This is a genomic window from Steroidobacter denitrificans (assembly GCF_001579945.1).
Taxonomy (GTDB): Bacteria; Pseudomonadota; Gammaproteobacteria; order Steroidobacterales; family Steroidobacteraceae; genus Steroidobacter; species Steroidobacter denitrificans.
This window is the reverse complement of sequence record NZ_CP011971.1, coordinates 205,906-223,004: the sequence shown is the minus strand read 5'-3', so window position 1 is coordinate 223,004 and position 17,099 is coordinate 205,906. Positions and strand designations below refer to the sequence as shown.

13 protein-coding genes are annotated in these 17,099 nt (G+C 59.5%); 2 read left to right on the top strand and 11 right to left on the bottom strand.

The annotated features are described in order from the left end of the window. Positions 1-5 precede the first annotated feature (5 nt). From pgl to ACG33_RS00885, 4 genes are all read right to left on the bottom strand, one after another. Positions 6-713 (bottom strand): 6-phosphogluconolactonase, encoded by a 708-nt coding sequence (gene pgl / locus ACG33_RS00900; RefSeq protein ID WP_066917946.1) that lies wholly within the window; start codon positions 711-713, stop codon positions 6-8. Then, positions 713-2,173 carry a glucose-6-phosphate dehydrogenase gene (gene zwf, locus ACG33_RS00895; protein ID WP_066917945.1) on the bottom strand — a complete coding sequence of 487 codons (1,461 nt, stop codon included), beginning with the start codon at positions 2,171-2,173 and terminating at the stop codon, positions 713-715. The genes pgl and zwf overlap by 1 nt, the downstream gene beginning before the upstream one ends. 165 nt (positions 2,174-2,338) lie before the next feature. Continuing rightward, entirely contained in the window at positions 2,339-3,874 is a 1,536-nt protein-coding gene (locus ACG33_RS00890; RefSeq protein WP_066917944.1) for a glycosyltransferase, read from the bottom strand. A gap of 158 nt (positions 3,875-4,032) precedes the next feature. Then, positions 4,033-4,665: a DUF502 domain-containing protein gene (locus ACG33_RS00885; protein ID WP_066917943.1), complete on the bottom strand. Its 633-nt coding sequence runs from the start codon at positions 4,663-4,665 to the stop codon at positions 4,033-4,035. 194 nt (positions 4,666-4,859) lie between these two features. On the opposite strand from ACG33_RS00885, the gene dacB reads away from it, so the two are divergent. Further along, on the top strand, positions 4,860-6,188 hold the full coding sequence (gene dacB, locus ACG33_RS00880) for a D-alanyl-D-alanine carboxypeptidase/D-alanyl-D-alanine endopeptidase (protein ID WP_168159983.1): 1,329 nt from the start codon (positions 4,860-4,862) through the stop codon (positions 6,186-6,188). An 87-nt stretch (positions 6,189-6,275) separates the two neighbouring features. Here dacB and treS read toward each other — a convergent pair whose 3' ends face one another. After that, positions 6,276-9,593, bottom strand: coding sequence for a maltose alpha-D-glucosyltransferase (treS, locus tag ACG33_RS00875; RefSeq protein ID WP_066917941.1), 3,318 nt, complete (start codon positions 9,591-9,593; stop codon positions 6,276-6,278). Between the two features lie 190 nt (positions 9,594-9,783). On the opposite strand from treS, the gene ACG33_RS00870 reads away from it, so the two are divergent. Then, positions 9,784-11,196, top strand: a complete 1,413-nt coding sequence (locus ACG33_RS00870) for a TonB family protein (RefSeq protein ID WP_168159982.1) — start codon at positions 9,784-9,786, stop codon at positions 11,194-11,196. A 16-nt stretch (positions 11,197-11,212) separates the two neighbouring features. Here ACG33_RS00870 and ACG33_RS00865 read toward each other — a convergent pair whose 3' ends face one another. The 6 genes from ACG33_RS00865 to ACG33_RS00840 all read right to left on the bottom strand — a co-directional run bounded on the left by ACG33_RS00865 (position 11,213) and on the right by ACG33_RS00840 (position 17,088). Continuing rightward, complete coding sequence (locus ACG33_RS00865) at positions 11,213-12,169, bottom strand: hypothetical protein (RefSeq protein WP_157071614.1); 957 nt, start codon at positions 12,167-12,169, stop codon at positions 11,213-11,215. Then, the gene (locus ACG33_RS00860) at positions 12,166-13,284 is read right to left on the bottom strand and encodes a hypothetical protein (protein WP_210399123.1); all 1,119 of its coding nucleotides are present in this window, start codon (positions 13,282-13,284) and stop codon (positions 12,166-12,168) included. The genes ACG33_RS00865 and ACG33_RS00860 overlap by 4 nt, the downstream gene beginning before the upstream one ends. Positions 13,285-13,384: 100 nt before the next feature. Continuing rightward, entirely contained in the window at positions 13,385-14,485 is a 1,101-nt protein-coding gene (locus ACG33_RS00855; protein WP_066917938.1) for a vWA domain-containing protein, read from the bottom strand. Then, positions 14,460-15,872 (bottom strand): FHA domain-containing protein, encoded by a 1,413-nt coding sequence (locus ACG33_RS00850; protein WP_066917937.1) that lies wholly within the window; start codon positions 15,870-15,872, stop codon positions 14,460-14,462. The genes ACG33_RS00855 and ACG33_RS00850 overlap by 26 nt, the downstream gene beginning before the upstream one ends. Before the next feature lie 19 nt (positions 15,873-15,891). Continuing rightward, on the bottom strand, positions 15,892-16,719 hold the full coding sequence (locus ACG33_RS00845) for a MotA/TolQ/ExbB proton channel family protein (protein ID WP_066917936.1): 828 nt from the start codon (positions 16,717-16,719) through the stop codon (positions 15,892-15,894). 18 nt (positions 16,720-16,737) lie between these two features. Beyond that, a complete protein-coding gene (locus ACG33_RS00840) occupies positions 16,738-17,088 on the bottom strand; it encodes a hypothetical protein (protein WP_066917935.1) in 351 nt (116 codons plus the stop codon). Positions 17,089-17,099: the final 11 nt, after the last annotated feature.

Below are 17,099 nucleotides of genomic sequence, written 5' to 3'. Positions count from 1 at the left end.
GAGATCTAAGGCGCCCAGAATACATCAACGGGAACGGTTCTTTGATGCAGAATGGCACGTACCGGGTACTCCGCTACCGTCCCCGGTACGCGGGCCCGCAGATATACGTGTCTTTTGGCTTCGCCCTCGATGTACAGAATGATCCGGCGGGAATCCAACAAAGCCGAAAGATTCAGGCTCAAGCGGGCATGCGGAGCAGTCAGCGCATTGACGGCGATACAGCCCGGAACGGCAGCAGGGTCCAGACCGCGCGCCAAGGCCAAAGATCCCGGGAACAGGGATGCGGTGTGCCCGTCCTCTCCCATGCCGAGCACCACTACATCGAAGGGACGCGGCACTCGAGTCAGCGCACGGGACGCCCATTCCGCGCCTGCCTCGGGTTTCGGTGCGGGATTCTTGAGGCCGATGAAATGCGCAGCGGCAGCAAGATCCTGCAGCAAGGTCTCGCGCACCAGATATTCATTGCTGTCAGGCGATGTGGTTTCGACCCAGCGCTCATCCGCAAGTGCAATCCAGACCTTCGTCCAATCCAGTGCCTCGGTTCTTAATTGTTCAAACAAGGCTCTGGGTGTACGCCCTCCTGACACGACCAGGCTACATGCGCCGCGCTCGCCGATGGCTTCTTCCAGGTCGACCTTGATCTCGCCGGACAAGGCGTGAACCAGCGTCGGCGAATCCGGAAAGTGATGTTCATGAACCCAGTGCAGCGGCATTACAGCTCGTTTCTCCAGACGAATCCATCGCGAACGATCAAGGAACTCGCCGCAGCAGGTCCCCAGGTACCGGCAATATAGGCCTTTGGCCGCTCTTCGTACTGTTGCCAGGCCTCACGTATCGGATCGATCCACGCCCACGCGGCGTCCAATTCGTCACGACGCATGAACAGCGTCAGATTGCCATTGATGATATCGGTCAAGAGGCGCTCATAGCCATCCAGCCGCTGACCGTTGAAATACTCCGCGAAATCCAGACTGAGCTCCGCGGGACGCAGACGCATACCTTCGCCCGGACTCTTTGCAAGCACATTTAGCGTGATGCCCTCTTCCGGCTGCAGTTGAATGACCAGGCGATTCAGGGAATGCAACTGCTCCGGCCGCTCATACAGAGCGTGGGGTACGTCTTCGAAGGTCACGACGATCTCGGACTGCTTCTCCTGCAACCGCTTGCCGGTACGCAAATAGAAAGGCACCCCCGCCCAGCGCCAGGAATCGATTTCGACTTTCAAGGCCACGAAGGTTTCGGTCACGCTGTTCGGCGGCACGTCCTTTTCATCCAGATAGCCGATAACCGGCTGACCCGCGATCGCACCTGCCTTGTACTGACCACGCACCGTGTTGTTCCGGGCATCGTTGCCCGCAAGCGGCCGCAGCGCATGCAGTACTTTCAGTTTTTCATCGCGCATCGCATCTGGATTTGCGGTGGCCGGCGGCTCCATCGCAATGATGCACAGCAACTGCAACAAATGGTTCTGCACCATATCGCGCAATGCGCCAGTCTGATCGTAGAACTGCGCACGGCGCTCCACGCCGACGTCCTCTGCCAGGGTGATCTGCACATGCCGGACTCGCCCACGGCGCCATAAAGGCTCGAACAGCATATTGCCGAAACGCAGCGCCAGCAGATTCTGTACCGTTTCCTTGCCGAGATAATGATCTATACGAAAAATCTGCGGCTCCCGAAATGCCGTGCCGACGCGTTCATTGATTTGCCTGGAGGAAACCAGATCCTCGCCCAGCGGTTTCTCCAGAACGACCCGGGATGCCGATGTCACCAAAGAATGCCGCGCCAATCCTTCGCAGATCAGTGCAAACAGGTTCGGCGCCGTAGACATGAAGAATATGCGGACATGATCCTCACGTCCCTCCAGCAGGCGGGACAACGCCGCATAGTCAAGATCTTCTCCGGCATCCACCTTGCAATAATCCACGCATCTGGCAAAGCTCTCCCACATCCGCTCGTTGAATTCTCCATCCAGGTGCGCCTCGCAGTTGGACTTGACCTGAGCAAGGTATTGTTCGCGCGACAGATCGCTCCGGGCTGCGCCGATGATGCGTGTATCGGCGCAGACCTGTCCCGCACAGGTACGGCGATAGAGTGCAGGTAGAAGCTTGCGCATCGCCAGATCACCTGTGCCACCGAACAGGACCAGATCGAACGTCGGAAGTGTTTGCATGTGAAACCTGCGATTCGGCTCGGGAACTCTTCGCTCGCTTGCCGGCGCAGCACCGCGAATCCGGTCTCGCACAAGCAGGGTTGCGGATCGAGGCGCAGCCACCTGTATTGCCGGCACTGGTTGCTGCTGCCAGCCCATCGATCAGACGTACGTTACCGCTCTCGTCTACGAGTCGCAAATATCGCGGCGCATCATTCCAGTTACCGCAGATGGCGGCATCTGCAACGCCTCCGGTGCAAGCAGATCCTCGCCTTCCTCGACGACGCCGCGAGCACGCTCATGCTGGGGCGAACCGGTGAGGCGGTTGGCCTTAGCTTCGCGCGCCAGTTCCGCCTCGAACAACCTCAGCACATCGTCCTGGCTGCGCTCGGCGCCTGGCGGGGCCGTCCTGGACGGCGCCTGCTTTTTTCCCGAAGATGCCTGTTGCTGCCATGTCGGCAAGATCTCGTCTTCGGTCTGCGGCCGTGATGTACCTGGATCCGCAGCCGCATCGATGCCGATCGTCATATCACATTGAAAGGCGGGAATGTCGTCCTTGCCGCGGACGTTGCATCCGGCCAGGTCATAGTAGAGCTGCAGGTATCTCTGCAACAGGCGCACATGAATATAATTCTGCAGCGCGTGTCTTCTGGCATTGCGCACCAGATGCAGACGCTTCTCCGGTGTCAACTCCAACAGGCGAGTAACGCCCTTGACGAATGCCGGCGGGCTGCCGGGCTCGACTGCAATACCGAATCGTCCGATGACCTCACCCTGTGCGCCCAGTCCGGTACCGATGCACGGCACGCCACACAGCATCGCCATCACCAATTGCATGCGCGAACCGTCATGCAAGGCGCTGGAGCACACCACATCACAGGCGTTGTACAGCGCGGCGAGATCCGACCATTCACCCAGCAGATGAGTACGCGTCGCCAACGAGCTGTTGCCCAGCAGCGCCGCCAACGCGGCATTCCCCTTCTGCACGCCATGTCCAGCCAGCAAGACTACGATCCTGGGATGGCTCTTGATCAGGTCCGCAACCGCTTTCAGCAAGGTGGCATGATCGGATTGCGGCCGGAACGCGGCCGACATGCCGATCACGAACGCTTCAGAGTCGATCTGCAGCTGTGTGCGCAGTCGACTGCGCGCCGCAGGGTCCGGCTTGAAGCGGATCGCATCCACCCCGGGAGGTACAGTCAGATGCTTTCCCTCCGGGAAGCCGGCGCGCCGGTGTCGAACCGCATCCGCTTCGGAGGCGTATACGATGCGGTCGACGCGTGTCGACAGGCGCATGATCCCTTTCAACTTCCATCGGTCGAGCACACCGGCGTCGCGCGCCAGCGGCGACGAGTCGGCGGCACTCCAGATGATTCGGGGTTGCCAGTCGCAACGCTTGCCGAGCAGCATGGACAGCAGTTGCGCGGTGTGTCCCCATGCCTGGATGACATGAGGCCGGAATAACCGGGCCGCCTCCGACAAATCATGGATGGCTCGCCATGAGAAACGACGGCGGGACAAATGCACATCGTGGACCGGGATCCGGTACTGTCGCAGTACAGCCGCCGGCACGGCGTCGGGCGACAAGCTCGCAACTTGGGTCTTGATACGATCCTGTGGCATCCGCGTAAGCAAAGGCATGAATAACTGCTGCTGCAGGTCGCCGCTCGCACCGGTGGCGTCGACGATGTGCAGGATGCGCAGCTGCCGAAGATTCGGCATTGGGGAAGGATCGGACACGTGATTGCGAGTAGTGACTTTCTGCGCATGAATCCTACCAGTCGGTTGCCTTTCAATCGCCACAAAGTCGCGGGACTGTTAAGCCGGCCACAAATACCAGGCGGCCACGAATGACAAGAATGGGCAACTCGAGAACTGATTCACAGACCGGTGTCTGCACCGCGTGCCGGTACGGAACCTGCTGCATCTGTCGGCTGGCTTCTGATACCACCGATGAGTACCAACCGCATGGCCTCCTCCACGGACAGATCCGTCTCGCGCAGATCGTTCTTGCTCAGGTACATCGTATACCCGCCGATCTGATAACTCATGGGAAAATACACTGCCACCAGATGGTCGGATTCCGGGCCGAACAGGCCGACATCGAGCTGTTCCTCAGTGACGAATCCGATCAACTGCGCCGACCCCATGCGCCATAGAACGACACGCTTGAGATCCCGCCCCCTGCTGCCATCCGGCAGGAACCGGGTAATGTCCTTGAATGCGCCGAAGATCGTCTTGACGATGGGAATGCGTCTTAGCAGCACCTCGCCCTGACGCAGCATCGCTCTCACGATGTACGCGTTTACCAGCACGCCGATGAGGAGCACGAGCAGGAAACCCATCAACAACCCCAATCCCGGCCAGTAGCCGTATTCCGGCAGTATCGCCCGCAGCGGTCCGCTCAGGATGGCTTCCGCCGTACTGCCTAGCCAAAATACCAGGTAAAGCGTCAGCGCCACCGGCAGCACCGCCACCAGACCCTTCAGGAAGGTGTTCCACAATCGTCGCATCTGTTTTACCCGCTGCCACGCAGACCGGGAAGTATGCAGCCTGACCGGGTAGAATTGCACTCGGCCAGACTCGATCCTTTTTCGCAATGTTCAGATACTCCGCCGCACGCATCATCCTCGCCCTGCTGTCATCATTATTCCTCGGCAGCACGCTCCATGCCCATACGCCTCTTCCGCCGGCGGTATCACGGACTATGGCGAATGCGAAAATCCCGACCGATCACATCAGCATTTACGTGCGCGATGCAGGCACGGATGAAGTACTGATCGATCTGTCAGCCGATGAGCCGCGCAGCCCGGCTTCAACCATCAAGGTACTGACGACGTTCGCGGCGCTGGACATGCTTGGTCCCGCCTATACCTGGAAGACTCGCGCATACGCGGATGGCAGACTTGCCAATGGCGTGCTGCATGGCGATCTGATCATCAAGGGTGGGGGTGATCCCTACATGACGGCAGAGCGCTGGTGGATGTTCATCCAAAATCTGCGCGAACGTGGTTTGGTGAAAATCACCGGTGACATAGTCGTCGATAACAGCTATTTCGAGCCTATCGGTACAAATCGTGCCGATTTCGATACCCAGCCTTTCCGCACCTACAACGTCCTGCCGGACGCTTTGATGGTGAATTTCCAGACTTCGCGCTTCACGATCAGTGCCATGCCGCAGCGCGCACAACCACAGGTGACCATCAACCCGCTGCCTGCGAATCTCATCGTCAAGAACCAGCTGCGTCTGGGTTCGGGTGTCTGTCAGGGCTACAACCGTGGCATCAGCTTCGGCATGCCGGATGAAAACGATCCGACGCTGCTGGTCATCAGCGGCGTATTTCCAGCCGCTTGCGGCAGATTTTCCATCAACCGCGCCATCATGGCTGCCCCCGAATACGCCTACGGCACATTCCGGACATTCTGGGTGCAGTCCGGCGGCGTCATCGATGGCGCCTTTCGCATGGGAGTACTGCCGGAGGGCGCGCGCCTCCTGTATGAACATGAATCACTTCCGCTACCCGAGGTCGTGCGTTTGGTCAACAAATTTTCCAATAACATCATGGCGCGCCACCTGCTGTTGACGCTCGCAGCGGAACAAACGGGAACACCGGCCTCGATCGAGTCGGGGCGTACGGCGATTCGCAACTGGTTGGCGCGCCAGCGAATCGAGATTCCGGGATTCGTGTTGGAGAACGGCTCGGGCCTGTCACGCATCGAAAGACTCACCGCACGGGGCCTCGGTGAAATGCTGGATATCGCCTGGCACAATCCCTTCATGCCCGAGTTCGCCGCCTCCCTGCCACTATCGGCCATGGACGGCACCTTGCGTAATCGATTCAAATCTCCGGGCATGCAAGGACGTATCCGGCTCAAGACTGGACGCCTGGATCATGTCAGTGCTCTGGCCGGATTCGTCAACGCCGCTTCCGGCAAGACCTACGTGGTCGTCATTTTCGTGAACCACCCCGATGCGCATCTAGGTAGTGGCGAGGCGATACAGGCCGAGTTGATCCGCTGGGTATTCGGCCAATGATCCGATAACGTGCGACCTCACCGCCGGCCGCTGTCGTAATGTCGTCGGCGGTTTCAGTATGGCCGCACGGCCAGGCGCACCTCCCACCTACCGGTGATCCTGCCGGCCAATCCGCCTCCCGGCCCGTTTGTTCATCAATTCCAGCAGCGCATCGATCGGCGCGGCGATACGTCCGGGATCGCTGCTCAGTAATTCGAGCAATTCACGCGTCACAAGGCCGATCTGCAATAAATTCAGCTGCCGCATGAACGAAGCTTTATCCGCCGGTACGCTGCCGACGCCCCTCATGCTGGCGCGATACCCCTTGAGAAAAGCTTCGCTGGCCGCCTCACGCCACTGCAGCAAGGCTGCTTCCAGATGCTCGGAAAGATCCGGCCGCCCGGTCACCGCGCGCTCCAGCGCGGTGGCGCGCGCGTGATCGAAGGAGCGCAGCAGACTGGCCACGTCATACAGAGGCGTAGCCTTGCGACGGCGCTGCGCCAGCGTAAGCGTCGGATCACCCTCGAATCCGGTGATCAAAAGATCGTCGGCCACGAGTAGCACCTTGCTCAGCCGTAAATTGCCATGCAGGCGTGTCCGGAACCTCTGAAGCGGTTCGCCGCCGGTCACGCTTCCCATTTCACATATACATTGCAGCAAGGTTCTGCGCTGCGTCAAAAGTCTCTCGGCAGATATGCGCAACGCCGGCGTCAATGCCGGCATTTTATCGGACAGCGATTCCAGCACCGATCTGGCATCCCGGCAGATGGCATCGCAAAGGCGCTCCAGATCGGTAATTTCGTAGGGTTCCGGCGCAAATGCCGCATCGTCCGCAGGCGCCCGCGCCAGCAGCGCATGCAGGGCGCCGACGCGCCGCCCCAGCGTACGCATCTGGCGGGTGAACAGTGCATGCGGAGACTCGACGGCAACATCCTGCGAATACATGTCGGTCGCATAGCGATCCAGGTGATTGAGCGCGTAAGTCCATGCATCTCCCTGATTGCCTATATATGCGAACACAGCGGCGATCACGGTGGAATCCGTATCGACATAGGTGATACTGGCGCACAGCGCGGCGCTGGAACGAAAACCGGCACGCGTCAAAAACCTTCCCATTTCCACATCGGGATGCGGCCCGATTTCGACGCGTCGGTACGCTTTGAGAAACAGCGCGTTGTGCAATACGATGCTGGTGTGGTCAACCACGGTGCCGGCATGATCGAGTGCCTGTACTTCTGCTTCCGGCGGGAGTGATAGCTGATTTCCGCAGCGCTCGAAGTGCAATTCACCTCCGGCAAATGGCACACGCGCGTTCTCTGTGGCACAGCGCACCAAGCCGAGGCAGAACGTAGGGTCGGCGTATGCGTCAATCAGCACGCCCGCACGGGCGTGTTCCCTAACTTTCGCAAGCGTCCAATCGGAGGTGCGCAAAACACCGTCGGTGTCGTCTTCCCACGCAATCGTCAAAGGCAGAAAATAACGCTGCGGCTCCTCGGCGGATTTCGCTTCGATGAACGATAATAGAAAGGTCTTCTGGTCCATGCGCCACAAGCTGCGAGGACCGAGCTGCGCAGCAACAAAGCCCTCCCGCGAACGCCTGAACCAGCATCGCGGCTGCAAAAACTCGGGCAGCACATCCTGTTCCAGCTGTTGCACCGTTCGACGCGCCAGACCGCTGCCGCTCGGCGCTCGTGCGCCGTCTACCAGGAATGTCGTCAGTCCTTCGGCGAGCACGAGTACCGGCAATTCCGTGGCCGGCAGGCGCTCCACATGCCACTCTGGCGGCTGCGCGGTATCGCTCAGTAGCAGCCAGAAAAAACCGTGAGCCGGCAAGGTCAGGAAGTAAGGCAGCTCACCGATCGGCGGGAAGGCATTATGGCCCATCAGCTCGACCGGTACCCTGCCCTTGTATTTCGATAGATCGAGCTCCACGGCCTGTGCCGTCTGTGCAAGGTTGGCGACACACAATACGATCTCGGCATCGAAGCTGCGGATGTAGGCGATCAGCTTGCGGTTCTGCGGACGGACGAAATCCAGTGTACCGCGGCCGAAGCACTGGTACTGGCGACGCACAGCCAGAATGCGCCGCGTCCAGTTCAGCAAGGAAGAAGGATCGCGATTCTGAGCCTCTACATTGACGGCCTGGTAGCCGTAGATCGGATCCATGATGGTCGGCAAATAGAGCCGCTGCGGATCGGCGCGCGAAAAGCCTGCGTTGCGATCGATACTCCATTGCATGGGAGTGCGTACGCCGTCGCGATCCCCGATATAGATGTTGTCGCCCATGCCGATTTCGTCGCCGTAGTAGATGACGGGCGACCCTGGCATGGACAGCAACAGGCTGTTCATCAGCTTGATGCGATCTGTATCATTGCCGAGCAGCGGTGCCAGGCGCCGGCGTATGCCGACATTGACACGCATGCGTGGCTCCTGTGCATACATCTGGTACATATAGTCGCGCTCGCGATCCGTCACCATTTCCAGCGTGAGTTCGTCGTGGTTGCGCAGGAAAATGGCCCACTGGCAATTTTCGGGAATATCGGGCGTCTGACGCAGGATCTCCGAGATCGGATAACGATCCTCGAGTGCGACCGCCATGAAAATGCGCGGCATCAGCGGAAAATGATACGCCATGTGGCACTCGTCTCCGTCGCCGAAGTATTCGCGTACATCTTCCGGCCACTGATTCGCCTCGGCGAGAAATACGCGGTCGCGATAACTGGCATCCATGGCCGCGCGCATACGCTTCAGTACCGCATGCGTTTCCGGCAGATTCTCGTTGCTGGTTCCTTCACGCACACACAAATACGGTATGGCATCCAGGCGCATGCCGTCGACGCCCATATTCATCCAGAAGCGCATCACCTCGATGACGGCATCGACGACGCGGGGATTGTTGTGATTCAGGTCCGGCTGATGAGAAAAGAAGCGATGCCAATAATACTGGCCGGCAAGTGAATCCCAGGCCCAGTTGGAGGCTTCGGTATCAGTGAAAATGATGCGGGTGCCGGCAAATTTTTTGTCGTCATCGCTCCATACGTAGAAGTCGCGTTCTGCGGATCCCGGTGGCGAACGACGCGCGAGCTGGAACCACGGATGCTGATCGGAGGTGTGATTGATCACCAGTTCGGTGATTATCTTCAGGCCGCGCCGATGTGCTGCGGCAATGAATTCCTTGAAGTCCTCGAGCGTGCCATAGTCCGGGTGCACGTCGCAATAATCCGCGATGTCGTATCCGTCGTCACGTAACGGCGAGGGATAGAAGGGCAGCAGCCAGAGCGTATCGACTCCGAGGTCCTGGATATAGTCCAGCCGCTGGGTCAGCCCGGCAAAATCCCCGATACCGTCACCGTTGGCATCCTGAAATGCCTTCACGTGCATCTGATAAATGACGGCATCCTTGTACCATAGGGATTCTTCGCTCATCGCATCACCAGGCAGGTTTGGGCTACGGGACAGTCCGCCACGACATTCGTTCCGGATACCCCATGACCGAACGATTGAGACAAAATCGCCCCGACGGGTCAAGCTCTGTCGCACGGCATGCGCTTGTACCCGACGCCGCGACGCCTTAGCCTTGCAAGAAACGTCACGGCCTATGGACTCGCCCAAACTCATGCGGTTTTCATATCCTGTGGTGCTTTCGATATTGCTGGCGACCGTCCCCTGCCGGTCGGCCATACAAACCGCTCATGCCACAGAGCGGCCCGAATCCCAGCAGGAATACTGGGCGCAGGTGGACCAGCAGGACTGGACCGCCGCGGCAGCGGCAGCCGAAAAACTGGTCGCCGCCACCCGCGAAAAGGCCCCACAACACCCGCAAATGTTGGCGGATGTGCTGATTTTACTCGCCCACGCACATCTCGGTAGAGCCGACTATGCTTCCGCCGAGACTGCCTACCAGGAAGCACTGAGCATCGTTCAAGCTCATGCCAGTGCGACAAGTTCAGCCTTGATCGAGCCGTTGCGCGGCCTCGGGTATTCACTCGCGGGCGGGAACCGGGATACGGAAGCCATACCTTATCTGCAGCGTGCCCTGCTGATCATCCATCGCAATGAGGGCCTGTTCGACCTCAGCCAGCGCGGCATCCTGCAACAGCTTGCGATCAGTCTCACCCGCAGCGGCCAAGCAGCCGAGGCCGAACGCCAGATGCAGTATTTATTGAAGGTGGACGAGCACGCCTATGGCCGTGACGATCCGCGCCTCGCTCCGACGCTTGTACGGATCGGCAGTTGGTACGGAGAGATCGGCTATTTCCAGATCGCAAGAGCCTATTATAGACAAGCGATTTCGATCCTGGAGGCGGCACTGGGCAGCAATGATCCGGCATTGATCGAGCCGCTGCAGGTGCTTGCCGCCAGCTATCCGCGCGAACTGCTGTACTCCACCCTGCGTCGCAGGACCGATCGACAGCGGACGCTCATGAGCGCAGACGGCGCCAGAAACGAATCGGTGATGCTCAACCCGCGCTACCTGGACAACGAAGGCGAAACCGCTCTGCGCCGTGCGCTTGCGCTGCTGGACATGCAGCCGGCGCCACCCGCGGACCGGCTCATCGAAGTGCTTCTGCAAAACGGCGACTGGCATCAGATCAAGCAACAGTCGGAAAAAGCCCTGTCCTACTATCGCCGCGCCGCTGCTTTATCCCGAAAAGAGGTGCCTGGCACCGATACCGGGATTGCCGCCGATTCCCGCGCCATGGATATTTCATCCCTACCCACGCCGCTGAGTTTTCCCGTCCGCGTGTATTACCCGATGCCATTACAGGCGACACGTCACTTGGCCTTGCCGGCGGACCAGGTCGACGAAACCTTTGTACAAATCGAATTCACCGTGACCCGTGACGGTACCGTCGAGGATGCCAAAGTGACCGATCACAACGGCTCGGCACGACAAGCCTCGGAGGCGCTGGAAGCCATCAAGGCATCGCGCTTTCGCCCTAGATTCGTGGACGGAGAACCGACAGAAACGACCGGTATGAGGAATCGTGAAATATTTCGCACGCCTAAAGCCGAGTCCGGCGATTAGCCGCGAAGCCCTGGCATCACGCAGATACGGTACCCTCCGCAAGAAGAGTCCTTTCGACATCGATCATCGAGGTCTCCTTGCCGGCAGGACGACCGGGCTGGAATTGCCTGCCTGAAACCGGCGATTCGGAAGGCGGTGCAGCCGGCAATACAGATTTCGGTGCGGCCGGCGATTCCGATGATGATTCGGCCGACGTCGCGGATTGCGGCAACAATTCATCGGACACCATGGATTTCTGATCCGATTCCGGTATCACGCCGGAACCCGCCGCAAAACCCGCAGGTACGCCCGATGTGTCGACGGCTTCGGGCCTAGATAGCAATCCACGCATCACAGCCTGTTCCCGGAACTCCACCGCCAGCTTGGCGCCGGCATCCCGCATGGCCAGTGCCGTTGCGGCAGCCAGAGGTGCCTCGCTCGACAACCCGCGGGAAGGCAGCGAACCATAACCTGTGAACCTCCAGGAATCCGCCAGCTTGCCATCCGGTAGATAGACGTTTACGCGATACTTGATACTGACCGCAAAAAACTGCGAACCTGCGTCGCGAGGCGTGACGAATGCATACTCCTCGATATTGGGTTCGAGAATCACGCGTATGCCGGCATCCAAATGACTGGCAGAATTCAAACTATCGACGATGACGACGCGTTCGAACATGGCTTGCAGCAGCCGCGTTATACCGTCCGTCTGCGCCTGACCTAGATCGATATGCCAGTTTGTGCTCCAGCGTTCTTCCATATGCACATACTGTGAAAATTCCGCTGGAATGAACAATGCCACGCCCATTGGAATCTTGACGATCAGCGGCGTGGGGATATTTGTTGCGACAACCAGACGCACTGGACCGCAGCCGGCGACCATGGCAAGCGTCAGCCCGGTCAGGAAACTGCAGACGACTCGCAGCATGCCGTTGCGGATGACCTGCATGCGCTTGCGGAAAATCCGCGGCTGGAACATTCCGAAAGTGTTCACGTCGGCTGCCGGAATTGTACGAGACTCGACACCGGTGCCGGCTCGATGACCGGTAACAACGCCGACTCCAAGGCCGGTGGTACCGCCGAGACATCACCGATCTGGAAACGCGATCCGCGACGCGGCGGATCCTCCAGCCCCACGAACGAGCCGCCGTTACGCTGACAGATGATTCGCATGAGCGTCGCGAAACGGATACTGGTGTACTGCGGTGCATCCGGACGCACCGGAAAGCCAATAGCATGAATACGTACGCGCCGCTCTCCGGTCTCGTCTTCGCGGTTGATGATGTCCACGCTCTTGACCACCGAGTCGATCGACGGGCCGGTGAACTCGTCGCCGAACACATAAAGGCTAATCTTTTTATCTCTGGAGTGGTAGGTACGGATTGCTTCTAGGATTCCTTCGATGGGGCTCGAATTGGAGAATGCGTTCCAGGTGCGCAGCCGGTCGATCACCAGCCGGCGTTGTGCCGGCGTATCGGGAATCCACTTGCCGCGATAGCTCGGAAACATGTAGGTACCTTCATCATTCATCACCTGGAAACCCTTGACACGCGGGTAGATGTTCAGCGTTTCCTCGACCTTTTTCAGGAGTGCGGGCCAAGCGTAATTGACCATGCTACCCGAGGTATCGATGATGAAAATGATATATTCGCTATCGACCGGAATGCCTCCGATCGCGTCATCGGCCTTGCGTCGGAACCCCTGTCCGAGCAGGCGCTTCATTTCTTCGGTGAGCGACTGCTGCGCCGACGCCAGCCGCCCTTCCAACTGATTGGCGATGTCCGCATCCTGCTTCGATGAGGCATACTTGCCGCGGATATCGCTCAGGCTGCCCTGCAGGCGTGCCACGCGCTGCTTTTCCTCCGCCAATTGTTCCTGCCTGGCGCGCAAGTCGCGATTGAGAATGTCGCTCTGTCCCTGGATATCGATCATTTCATCTTGCAACTTCAGCAGCTGTGCCTGCAGATCCTGCTCCGAGTATTCCAGGTCCGGCGCCCGGATATTGCTCAGCACCAGCAGCAGCACGACGGATCCCAGGCCGCAGGTAATACAGTCCAGGAACGAGATGCTGAAGATTTCGGTCTCGCGCCGTTTCAACCTGCGCGACATGACCTGCCCCCCTGTCGATCCACACACCGACTGCCCCCCGGATCGACGCAGTGGACTGCTGCCTCGTCCGTCCCGGCTCGCCCCGGTCCAATCGGGAGCATCATGGCCAATCCTTCGACGGACTCATGAATGAGCCGCCGGTGCTGCGTGCGGCGACCCAGAAGGCGCTCGGCGCCATCGGGTCGCCTTCCATCGGCATCAAGATGATATTGAGCGGTATGCTGCGCGGATATCTGGCGAATGCCCGCTCGAACAGCTTCAAACGACCATCGCCGTCGATGGTTTTGCGGATCAGCGGTGCGCTCGTTCCCTGCGTCGGCAGCCCGTCGGTCACCATGATCACGTTATCCGGCCGCGGATTCATCTGGTTCAGCGCGATGAATGCATTCTCGATATTGGTGCCCTCGGCCGGCACGATTTTTCGCAGATTCGACAGGGCCTCGATCAGCGCGTTCGAGTCGCTGGTCTTGAGCCACTTACCGTCCGAGTCCGGATGCAGTGCCCAAGCACGAGTGTTGAAGGCATAGATTTGAAACTGCCCGTCCAGGGGCATCTGCGCCGCCAGCCAATCGACCGTCGAGAGTGTGCGGCGCCATTTCTCGGACATTCGCTTGCGCGTATCCGACATGTTGCGCATGCGGATCACGTTGACGACCGTCTCATCCAGCATGCTGGCCGATACATCGACCAGCAGCAGTATCCGTTCTCCGCCGATACGTAGTCCAGTCAGGTATTGACGATCCCCGGTACCGACAAAGCCATGCACGCGTGTGCCCGATGCACCAGCATCCTTGCTGGCGCCTTCCAGCCGCCGTGCATCCTCCTCGAGAGACTTGAGATCCGCTTTCAGACGCTCGATCGCCTCGCGCCGCGACAAGGCTTCCTTGTCCGCGTCGGTCAGTTGCTGCTTCATACGTTCGGTTTCGCTGAGCACGCGCGTCCCCAGTCCTTCCGTACGAGCCTGTTCCTCATCAGCCTGAATCAGTGAATTGCGCAATACCACCAGTTGCTGATAGCCATCCAGCACCTGCTGTTCCAATCTTGATACTTCGGCATGCAGCGCCTGCGACTCGGTAGCATGTCGCAATCCACCGTGCGCGTTGATCAAGGTATACACAAGCACCACCGAGCCGAAGGCACAGGTGATGCAATCCAGGAACGACATGCTGAAGATTTCAGTCTTGCGGCGTGCCATCGTCATTTACCAGCTGGATCAGTTCGAGCGTGATGCCCGGTGTGCCAAGACGCAGGCGATCGCCGACTGTAAGTGCCGTCTTGCCGACGACACGCTCCTCGTTGACGTAGGAACCATAAGTACTGTGATCTTCGATCAGTACCGCACCGTTTCGACGCAGCACGGTGCAATGCAGGCGTGACACGCCCGGCGATCCGGACAGCAGCAATGCCCTGCCCGATGTCTGTGGCGACCAGCCGATTTCCAGCGGCTCTTCCGCAATGCGCCAGGCTCGCCCCTGAAACAGCACATGCGTCGGACGCAGCAGCGCCGGTGTCGAGTCGCCGGCGGCGCTGCTGTCGGGGCTGTCATCATCGATATCGGCGGCGCGGAATACCGGCAGATGGTAGACCAGCGCCAATGCATCCGCTGGACGAATGATTGCGGACGCGTGCTGCAGTGCACCAAGTGCAGCAGCGCCCGGAGGCAGCACCCGAATGGTGCAGTCGCGCAGATCCTCTAAATGCTGCAACAATCCCGGCAGGCCGGCAATGCGCTGAGACAGATGCAGCTCCACCGGCAGGCCGGCAATGCGCGCGCGCTGCACCAATCGTCGCAATTCGACGTAATGCGGCTGTACCGCAGCGATGAATTGCGCCTTCTCCAGTTCGATTTCCAGGCTACGCTCACCCGATTGCATCGCCAGGACGATTCGATCCTGATCGGCCAGCAGGGCGAGCCAGCGCGGCAACTCATCGACCAGCCGCTGCTCGCTCTCTGCGTGGTGCAGTGGATCGAACCGGGTCTTGCGAACGAATTGCTCGGCGATGAACCGCATCCAGGTCTGCTGCAGAGCAAGCACACCCTGGTGCGGAGTTATCTCGTAGTGACTACGCCTTAATCCCTGGCGTTCTCCACCGACATATTCCAGTACGGTCAGGATCGCCTGGTGCAATTCTAGATCCAGATGCAGCGCCCGCGCCGGCGCGGGCAGGAGGCTGGATGCCGCCAACGCAGCATCCACCAGGCCGGCAATCTGGATGCCCGTTGCTCCGATGACCCCGAGCAGCAATCCCAATTGTTCGCGGCTGTAGCCGGCGGGCACGGCCAGCAACAGCTGTTCCGCCGCGGCCGCGTACGATCCCAATAAGGTCTCGGCCTGTACAAACGCCAGATCGGCGCTGGTGCGCACCAGTTGCGACGGGCGCGGCAGGGGTACGGTACTCAGAGTGCGCCAGTAATTCGTATGCGCGAGCAGCGGCCTCAGGCGCAAGCATCGCGCAGCGGACTCGCCCGTCAAGGTAGCCTGGTCCCCCAGCAATGCGATACCCGGTGCAGTAGCCAACCGTTCGAGTACGTCATCTCGTAGACGTGCCAGAATCAGTTCGGAATCGATGAGCTCGAGGCACAGCATGGCAGCCGGAGATCCTGAATCACCTGACCTGCATATGCTTGATCAGGCGCTGGTCGATCCAGTGATCGGTATCGTGCACGAAGCCTTCCTGCGCCTGCTGCAACTGGTGCAGGAAAAACATCAGGATGATCGTCAGCAGCAACGCGACGAAGGTGGCGTTGAACGCAATGCCCAGACTCGAGGTCACTGTCGTGATATCGCCGGTGACCGCCTTGTGCGCCTGTAGCAGAGCATCACCGATATGGCGCACGGTGCCGATGAAACCGATGGCTGGAATGGCCCAGGCGATATAGCGAATCATGGCCAGCCCGGAATCGAGCCGGTCGGCTTCCGAGTCACAGACCGCACGTGAGGTTTCCGAGGAATCACGAATGCTGCGCGTTGCGGCAAAACGATCCAAAGTGCGCTGCAAGGCCCGCACCACCAGCATGGATTGGTCTTCCGGAGGCAGGGCTTCGAGCTGACGCGCATAGTCCTTGGCATCTTCCGGCAATACCTTGATGCCTTCCGGAACATTGATCAATTCACGATTCAAAAACTGGCGTTCACGGCGAATGAGCAACGCCTTGTAGCCGATGATCAACAACGCCCAGATGAAATGGATGATCTCGGCTTCCTGCTCAGGAGCATTGATCACCAGGAAGAACGAACGCTCCGGCACATAATCAGGATCCACCTTCATACGTGCCTGTTCCTCCTGGACGATCTGTGTGCCCACGGGATTGATCCAGGCGACGTACAGTGCATGAATCGTGAGAATCGTGACGATCAGCGCCAGCAAGGTCACGAAAAACTCGCTCGGATATTGGAACCGGCGGGAGGGGGGTGGTGCGGTAGCGATAACCATGAAACGGCTCTCGAAGACTCAGATATCGATGGGGAAGGACACGTCGAAGTCGGCACGCACCTGCTCGGAAGGCACAAAACGCTGTGGCGACGTTCGGCCGTCCAATGTGCTTTCGGGCGCCTTTCCTGCATCGACATCTTCATCGGGGTCGGACTGCGCCGGGATGGCGGATGGAGCCGATTCCTGGGGCGCTGCAGAAGCGGTTGCCGCCGGCGCCGCATTCGTTCGCGGCGCGGGAGCCTGTGGAGCCTCCAGCACCTCGGCCGGCTTGGGATCGTCGGGCGAATCCGCAATCGCGTCGAACGTCGAAGTCAGCGGCACCAGCAGAACACTCGTACAGATCAGGAAAAAGCGTCGTCTGGAACTCATGATTCGACTCC